General features: G+C 65.4%; 6 protein-coding genes. 4 read left to right on the top strand and 2 right to left on the bottom strand.

Annotated features, from left to right (window positions below; all coding sequences use genetic code 11):
• On the bottom strand, positions 1–1877 hold a 1877-nt coding region (locus tag VF515_06965), incomplete at its 3' end, for an FAD-dependent oxidoreductase (protein HEX7407377.1).
• Positions 1878–2073: 196 nt separating this feature from the next.
• On the opposite strand from VF515_06965, the gene VF515_06960 reads away from it, so the two are divergent.
• From VF515_06960 to VF515_06945, 4 genes are read left to right on the top strand one after another with little or no spacing between them, the layout of a single operon-like run.
• Positions 2074–3147, top strand: a complete 1074-nt coding sequence (locus VF515_06960) for a substrate-binding domain-containing protein (protein HEX7407376.1) — start codon at positions 2074–2076, stop codon at positions 3145–3147.
• Positions 3148–3156: 9 nt separating this feature from the next.
• On the top strand, positions 3157–4002 hold the full coding sequence (modA, locus tag VF515_06955) for a molybdate ABC transporter substrate-binding protein (GenBank protein ID HEX7407375.1): 846 nt from the start codon (positions 3157–3159) through the stop codon (positions 4000–4002).
• A gap of 3 nt (positions 4003–4005) precedes the next feature.
• Positions 4006–4680, top strand: coding sequence for a molybdate ABC transporter permease subunit (gene modB, locus VF515_06950; GenBank protein HEX7407374.1), 675 nt, complete (start codon positions 4006–4008; stop codon positions 4678–4680).
• Positions 4665–5774: an ABC transporter ATP-binding protein gene (locus tag VF515_06945; GenBank protein HEX7407373.1), complete on the top strand. Its 1110-nt coding sequence runs from the start codon at positions 4665–4667 to the stop codon at positions 5772–5774. Before modB ends, VF515_06945 begins: the two co-directional genes overlap by 16 nt.
• Before the next feature lie 2 nt (positions 5775–5776).
• Here the strand turns inward: VF515_06945 and VF515_06940 are convergent.
• Positions 5777–5980 (bottom strand): hypothetical protein (locus VF515_06940; protein ID HEX7407372.1); only part of this gene is annotated, 204 nt, incomplete at its 5' end.

The following is a 5980-nucleotide window of genomic DNA, read 5'->3' as shown; positions in this document are numbered from 1 at the left end:
TGCTCGCGCAGCGTGTACAGCGCCCGCCACCGTCTCGGCAGAGCCATCTCCTTGCCCAGCGTCGATCCTTCCTCGAGTACGGTGACCTCGCGGCCGCGCTCATTCAGAAACTCGGCGAGCTCAATCCCCACCAGGCCGCCGCCGATCACGACCACCCGTTTTCCCAACGGCATCCAGTGCCGTGTGAGTTCGCGGGTGAGCGCCATACGGTCGGAGACGCCGAGCAGGTTGCCCATCTTGAGCATGGCGCGCTGCGCCAGGGAAAGCTTCTCCGCCGCGACGCTCTTGTCGCTACCGGTCATGAGGCTGCGCAAATCGTCTCCGCTCAGGACGTTCGAGCGTTCGACTCCCGGGATCGGCGGCGGCTGCCGCCGCGCGCCCACGGCCACCAGAATCACGTCCGGCCGAAGCTGTTGCACCAACGCTGGGGTGACGTCCTGACCGAGTCGCAGCTCGATGGGTAGCTTGCGCACCTGTGCTTCCAGGTGTGCGAGCAGCTTGCCGTTGGGCTCGTAAACCAGCGAGGCAAACCAGAGCGTGCCGCCCAAGCGCTCACTTTTCTCACACAACGTGACTATATGCCCGCGCAACGCGGCGACCCGCGCGGCTTCCATGCCGGCCGGACCGCCACCTACGACGAGGACTCGTTTCGGCTTCTCCGCGGGGTTGATCTCGAACTCGGCCTCGCGCCCGGTGGCCGGGTTCACGGCGCAACAGGTGCGTTGATTGAGGTAAATCTTGCCGACGCAGGTGTAGCAATAGACGCAGGGCCGAATGTCCTCGGCGCGTCCCTCGGCGAGCTTCTTCGGCAGCTCGGGATCGGCGAGCAGCTTGCGTCCCATGGCGACGAAATCGGCCTTGCCCGCTGCAATGATATCGTCCGCCTCGGCGGGTTCGATCCGGCCAACGGCGATGATCGGGACCTTGACGCGCCGCTTGATGCCCTCCGCCAACTCCACGTAGCCGCAGGGCTGGTGCACCAGCGGCGCGTCCGTGAAGGCGACGCCCACAACCGGATCGGCGTAGGCACTGACGTGGATGGCGTCGGCGCCCGCGGCCGCGGCCAGCTCGGCCGTGCGCTGGGCGTCCTCGACCGTAATGCCGCCTTCGATGCGGAACTCCTTTGCATCCAGGCGGCACCAGACCGGGAAGTCCTTCCCCACCCGCTGCTTGACCGCCTGGAGCACTTCCACCAGCAGCCGCGTGCGGTTCTCCACCGACCCGCCGTACTCGTCCGTGCGCTTGTTGCTCGCCGGAGAAATGAAGGAGGAAATCAGATAGCCGTGCGCCCCGTGGATCTCGACGGCGTCGAAGCCGGCGCGCCGGGCGCGGTCCGCGGCGTCGGCAAAGAGGGTGATGAGCGTTCGGATATCCGCCGTGGTCATCTCGTGAAAGCTGATTCCGGCGCCGGGTTTCGCCAGGTCCCCGCTGATGCCCTGGATCTCTTCCAGCGTCAGGTCATTGAAAAGATCCCCTGCCTTCATCTCGGGGACCGACGGCACCCACATCGGGCGCCCGCAGGCCATGTCCTGTGTCGCCACCTTGCCGGCGTGCTGGAGTTGGATCGCCACCTTGGCGCCGTGCGCGTGCAAGCGCTTGGTGAGATCCTGTAGGCCAGGCAGGAAGACGTCGTCCGAGACGGCGACCTGGTTGGGAATACAGGCACCCGCCGGATAGGCGATCCCGCCCACGCCGACGATGATGAGGCCGACGCCGCCGCGGGCACGCGCCTCGAAGTAGCGCTTGGTGCGCTCGCCCACGTGTCCATTTCCTTCGCCGAGGTTGTCACCCATGGGCGACATGAAAATGCGATTGCGGACCTCAAGGGATCCGATGCGACCGGGTGAGAGGAGGTGTGTGAGTTTCGATGTGCCCATTGCCGTACCTCGAATGTCTAGGGTCTGAGATCGAGAATTTGAGAGGCTACCATTGCGCGCGGGTGGACCACAGGTCGGTGACCGCTGTCAAGCCCACGTTGCCCACAGCCCGCGCTGACGCAGATCGGTTCGAACAATGGCCGCGATCCGCCTTCTCGCCTTGATTCGACACTATCCTATCGGATATGACAGGATCGTGTCGGCCGCAATCCGTAACCGAGTTCAAGACTACCGAGCAACTCAGGGGTGGTCCCAGGGCGAGCTGGCGCGACGGAGTGGGCTGTCACGAACTGCCATCAGCGCCATCGAGACCGACCGCGTTGTGCCATCAACGGCTGCCGCGTTGGCGTTGGCTGCCGCCTTCGACTGTCGTGTTGAAGATCTCTTCAGCCTCGGCAAGGCGACGCATCGAGGCGAACCCGAGTGGGCGTGGCCGTCACCCACCGACCCGTGCCGGTTCTGGCGGGCCGTGGTCGCCGAGCAGACGTGGCTGTATCCGGTCGAGCGAACGTTTGTGGGGACACTACCGCCGGACGGAGTCCTCAAGGCCAGCGCCTACGAGTTCCGCGCTCACTCGGATCCGGACCACACGTTGGTCCTGGCGGGGTGCGACCCAGCAGTTGGCCTGCTGGCGGCGGAGCTGGCTCGCAGCGCCGGCGTTCGATTACTACCGCTCATTCGCTCCAGCCGGCAGGCCCTGGATCTGCTTTGCCGCGGCGTTGTCCACGTCGCCGGTCTCCATCTGCAGGACCACGACAGACCGGGCGGAAACGAACGCGCCGTGCGTGAGATGCTCGGGCCGGGTTACACGCTGCTGCGCGTCAGTCGCTGGCAGGAAGGGCTGGCGCTGGCTCCGGGCCTCGGCATCAGTACCATCCGGCAGGCGGTGTCGGCCAACCTGCGCTGGGTCGGTCGCGAACCGGGTTCCGGCGCTCGGCGCTGCCTCGACTCGATTCTCAAGGACCATCACCCGCTGCCGAAAGGTTACAACCACATTGCCGTCGATCACACGGGCGTCGTCGAGACCATTCGCAGCGGTTGGGCGCAGGCGGGGGTGTGCGTGCGGCTCTCGGCGGCGGAAGCCGGTCTGGACTTCCTCGTGGCGCGCGAAGAGGACTACGACCTCTGCTACCGCAGCGACATGGAGCATGATCCGCGCATCCAGGCGCTGGTGCGAGGGATCCGGTCCCATGCATTCCGGCGCTCCGTCGGTGAGTTGCCAGGCTACCACACAACCATGACCGGCGAGCAGACGCGCCTGCTCGCCTGAAGAGACGTCATGCCGATGCAGCAACCGTTCCGCACCGTACCGACGCTCAAGCTCGTCGCCGTCTCGTGTCTTGCGCTGGCCTGGCTTCTGGGCACCCGAGCCCGCGGCGCTGATGTCCCCGCGTGCGCGAACGCCACCCCGGCGGCCGCGACAGTGACCGTTGCGGCCGCGGCTGACTTGAAGTTCGCCATGGATGACATGGTGGCGCAATTCACCAAGGCGCATCCCACAATTACGGTCAACGTGACCTACGGCTCCTCGGGCAACTTCTTCTCGCAGCTTTCCAACAGCGCTCCGTTCGATATGTTCTTTTCCGCCGACGCTGACTTTCCGCGTCAACTCGGCAGGCAAGGCCTCGCGATCGAAGGGAGCGAGTTTCTCTACGCCGTGGGCCGGATCGTGATCTGGGTGCCCCGGGCGTCGTCCGTCGACGTGCAACGGCTTGGTATGGCGGCGCTCAGGGACGCGGCAGTGCAACACGTTGCCATTGCCAATCCGCAGCACGCCCCCTACGGTCGCGCCGCTGTGGCGGCGATGAAGTCGCTCGGTGTGTACGAAGACGTGAAGCAGAAACTCGTCTTCGGTGAGAACGTTGCGCAGACGGCGCAATTCGTACAGAGCGGCGCGGCCGATGTCGGCGTCATCGCCCTCTCGCTAGCCACGGCGCCGGCCATGCAGCAGGATGGAAAATATTGGGAGGTGCCACTCGACGCGTATCCACGCGTGGAGCAGGGCGGTGTCATCATGAAGTGGGCGCACGACCTCACTGCGGCCCGTGCCTTTCGCGATTTCGTCTTGAGCCCGCCCGGACGTGTCACGCTGAAGCGCTACGGGTTCTTCTTCCCACGAGAATAGCCGATGGATTGGGCGGCCATCACGCTTAGCGTCCAGCTCTCGACGTGGACAACCCTCGCGTTGCTCGTCATCGGCATGCCGATTGCCCACTGGCTCGCTTTTTCCTCGTGGCGGTGGAAGTTCCTCGTCGAGGCCGTGGTGGCGCTGCCGCTGGTGCTGCCGCCAACTGTTTTGGGTTTCTACCTGCTGCTCGCGCTGAGTCTGCGCAGTCCGCTTGGACAGATGTACCTCAAGCTGACCGGTGCCACGTTACCGTTCACGTTCCAGGGGCTGCTGATTGCGTCCATAGTTTACAGCCTGCCGTTTGCGGTACAGCCGTTCACGGCGGCGTTTGCGGCGGTGGACCGACGTCTGATCGAGGCCTCGTGGTCACTCGGGGTCTCCCGCCGCGCGACGTTCTTTCGCGTGATCGTGCCGCTTGCGCGTCACGGCCTCGTCACCGGCATGGTGCTGAGCTTCGCGCACACTTTGGGCGAGTTTGGGGTCGTGTTGATGGTGGGCGGCAATCTGCCGGGCATCACACGTACGGTCTCGATCTCGATCTACGACGACGTGCAGGCGCTCAACTACAGTACCGCGGCGCAGACCTCATTGCTCCTGCTGGTCATTTCCTTTTTGGTCTTGGCCGTGACCTACGCCCTGCAGCGCAATCTGCGCACCCCATGGCTGCTGCATTGACAGCCGACTTCAGCAAGGCATTTCCCGGCGGCACGGTCGTCGCGGCCGAGTTGCGTCTGGAGACGGACACGGCTCCAGTGACCGTACTGTTCGGTCCTTCCGGGTCGGGCAAGACTACCATCCTGCGGTGCTTGGCCGGTTTGGAGCGGCCGGAGGTCGGGGACATCCGTTTCGGCGATCAGATGTGGTTCGATGCGGCCGTGAACATCTGCCTGCCGCCGCAACAGCGGCGCATCGGGTATCTGTTCCAAGAGTATGCCCTCTTCCCACACCGGACGGTGGCACAGAATGTGGGCTTCGCGCTCCGCGGCACGCGCCCCGCGCGGCAGGCGCGCATCGCGAGCCTGCTAGGTCTGCTCGATCTCGACGGTTTTGCCGCGCGCTATCCGCGGCAGCTGTCCGGCGGCCAACAGCAACGCGTAGCGCTGGCGCGCGCGCTGGCCACGGATCCACAGCTCCTGCTCTTGGACGAGCCGCTCTCGGCGCTGGATGCGCCGGCACGCGAGCCGCTGCGCCGCGAGCTCCGTCGCGTCTTGAGCGGTTGCGGCATTCCCACGCTGCTCGTCACGCACGATCGGGTCGAAGCGCTCGCGCTCGGCGACCGGATGCTAGTCATCGCCGACGGGCACATCCGCCAGGCAGGGCCCGTACATGAAGTGTTCAGCCGGCCAGCGGACCTGGCTGTGGCGCGTACCGTCGGGGTGGAAACGGTGATTCCCGGCCGCGTCATCGCCCAAGCCGACGGTTTGCTCACGGTCGAAGTGGGAACGGCAAGGGTGACAGCCTGTGACCCGGGGGGCGTTGAGGGCGATGTCTTCTTGTGTGTTCGTGCGGAGGAGGTCATCCTCGAGCGAGGTCCGCTGGCACGGATGAGCGCGCGCAATCATCTCAACGGCCGCGTTGTCGCGATGAATCCCGAGGGACCGTTGTTCCGTGTCACTGTCGACTGCGGTTTCCCGCTGGCCGCGCTGATCACCCGCCCGGCCTGCGAGGATCTCGCCCTCGCGGTGGGTGAGGCAGTGACGGCAGTGGTGAAAGCCACCTCAATTCACTTGATTCCCCGGGATGATCTCGTCCGACGTAGGGCCGTTTGATTTCACCGTCGGCGTGCGCGCCGCACGGGCCGTCCATTGCTTGCCGGTTGCGCCACGGCGCGGCCGGCAACACGATATGCGGCAATCATCTCCTGAGTTGCGGGTGAGGTGAGCCACCCCACCAATTCCATCGCGGCGAGGTAGTTCGCGCCCTCGTGCCGGTGTGGGTTGGTCGCCGATACCGAGTACGGATTCATCAATTCGGT

This window comes from Candidatus Binatia bacterium (genome assembly GCA_036382395.1).
Taxonomy (GTDB): domain Bacteria; phylum Desulfobacterota; class Binatia; order HRBIN30; family HRBIN30; genus JAGDMS01.
The sequence above is the reverse complement of the archived record's forward strand: the minus strand, read 5'-3'. Positions and strand labels throughout refer to the sequence as shown.